At 76.8% G+C, this 2526-nt stretch carries 1 protein-coding gene; it reads left to right on the plus strand.

Translation table 11 applies throughout. The annotated features are described in order from the left end of the window. Positions 1–292 precede the first annotated feature (292 nt). Positions 293–2524, plus strand: a complete 2232-nt coding sequence (locus ACWGIU_RS35340) for an asparagine synthase-related protein (protein WP_453712186.1) — start codon at positions 293–295, stop codon at positions 2522–2524. The last annotated feature ends 2 nt before the right edge of the window (positions 2525–2526 follow it).

Below are 2526 nucleotides of genomic sequence, written 5' to 3' on the forward strand. Positions count from 1 at the left end.
GGCGTATGGCGCCCCCCGCACCGCGCCCCCGCGTAGGGCGCCGGCGGCCCGTGACGGCTCTTCCGGCGGCTGAAGAATGGCTGAAAGCGACCTATGGGACGGTGGGAACGGAACGTCAAATACCGAGTTGCCAGCGCGTGTTCGTTTGCCTGTGCGCCCCCTTTAACCACTCTCGCACGCCTGTCCCGTGGCAGCATGGACCCCGAGCCACCCGGGGTCCCGCGGCCGCGCCCTCAGCGCTGTCCGTGCTGCCTGTGCCCCGGTCATGTGCCCACGGGCTGGGGAGGCGGCGGTGCGCTGGTTGGTGGGTTGGAGCAGTATCGCCGCGAGCTTCGGCACGGCCGGAAGGGTCTCCGGTCAGAGCTCCGGCCAGGGCGGCTACGGCCAGGGCGGCTACGGCGACGCCGGTGCGCCCCTGCGCGGCGGCCTCGCGGACGCCGCCCATCCGGACGACCCGGGCGCGGACGCGGAACGCACCGTCCACCCCGTCGGCGCACAACTGCTCTGGGGAGACCCCGACCCCCTCTGGGCCGTCGGTGACTGGCGCCCCGACGAGATCCGCACACTCACCGCCGATCCCGCCGACCCGTTCACCCGGCTCGCGGTCCTCGGCTGCTGCGGCGCGACCGACGCGGAACTGCGCCGCGCCCTCTACGCCGCCCGCGGCGGCGCGCTGCGCCACCTCACCCAGTGGTCCGGCAGCTACACCGCCGTCGTCCAGGCCGGCCGTCGCATCACCGTCGTCGGCGACCTCGCGGGCGCCCGGCCCGTCTTCTACACGCCCTGGGCGAGCGGTACGGCGTACGCCACCGCCGCCCTGCCGCTCGCCGACCTCATCGAGGCGCAGCTCGACATCGGCCATCTCGCCGCCCTCCTGGCCTGCCCGGACAGTCCCGAGGCACTGGGCGACGGCACACCGTACGCCGGGGTCCGGCGCATTCCCCCCGGCCATGCGCTCATCCTGCGGGAGGGCTCCCGCGAGATCACCGGCTACGAGCAGGTCGCCTCGCTCGCCGTGGCCGCCCCCGAGGTCGACGCCGAGCGCGCGGTGGAGGGCGTACGGGAAGCGTTGGTGGACGCGGTGCGCGCCCGGCTCACGGCTCCGCGGCATGCTCCCGACACCTCCCCGGCCACCGCCGGAAGGGGCCCCCGGCCGCCGTACGATCCCGGCCCCGTGCCCGGAATGGGCCCCGCCGACCGGCGCGCCGCCCGCGGCGCCCCGGCCCCAGGGGTGGGGGCCGACCTCTCCGGCGGCAGCGCTTCCGCCACGCTGGCGCTGCTGGCGGCCGGTCTGCCGGGGGCACCGGGCAGCCTGCTGAGTCCCGCCGGCGCGAGGCTGCTGGCCGTCACCTTCAACGACCTGGCCACTCCGCAGGGGCGCGAGGCCGAGCTGGAACGGGCCAGAGCCATCGCGGCCGACCCGCGCCTGCACCACGTGGTGGTGGCCGCCGCCGCGGAGGCCCTCCCGTACGCCGAACTCGACGGCCCGCTGACCGACGAACCCGGCCCCTCGCTGGTCTTCGCCGCCCGCGAGCGGCGCCGGCTGGCCGCCGGCTCGGCCGACCACTTCACCGGCCACGGCGCCCGCCAGGTACTCGACGCCCACCCGGCCCGCATGGCCGACCTCCTGATGGACCGCCGACGGCGGCACCTGCTGCGCCCGGTGGCGGCGCTGGCCCGTTCGGCCTCCGCCTCCGGAGCCTCCGGGGAGTCACTGCTGGTCCCGCTCACCGTGTACTCGGCGGCCCGCAGACTTGCCCGTACGACGTACCGCGCGGGCATGGAGGCCGCCGCGGCCCGGCTTCGCGAGGGCGGGGTCACCGAGAGATCCTCCGGTCCGGTGGACGCTTCCCTCGCCGCCCTGACCTGGTCCCGCCCGGGACCGGCGGCGGGCTGGCTCACGGGGGAGGCACTGGCGGAAGTATCGATCCGCCTGACGGTCGCGGCCGGCCGGCCGCCGCTGTCACTGCGGCCGGGGGAGGCCCGCGCCCGCTCGCTGCTCGCCCGCCACGCCGCCGACCACCGGGTCTTCGAGCAGGCCGTGGAGGTCCGCAGCCAGCGGTTGCACGCCCCCTTCCTGGACAACCAGGTCGTACGGGCCGCCCGCGCCCTGCCCGAGTCCCTGCGGGTCCAGCCCGGGGCCCGTGCCGCGATCCTGCGCAGCGTCCTGTCCTCGGCGGGGGTGCGCGAGTTCCCGCCGGGCTGGGGTGTCACGGACCGTGTGCCGAACGAGACGGCGACCCGGCTGGGGCTGCGCGCCGCCCTGAGCGGCCTGCTGGAGCTGTTCGAGTCGCCGTTGCTCGCGGACGCCGGGCTGATCGAGGCCCGGGTCGTGCGCCAGGCCCTGCTCGACGCGGCGGACGGGCACCCGGTCCCGCTGGACGGGCTGGCGGAACTCGTCTCGATGGAGCTGTGGCTCCGCCGCCTGCTGGCCCGGCGCGGCACCTGCTGGACGGGTACCTCCGCGGCGCGGCGCCGGGCGGTGCCCGAGGGAGTCCCCGTGCACCGCCCGGCGCTGTCCTGACG

It is taken from the genome of Streptomyces sp. NPDC054840 (assembly GCF_053611065.1).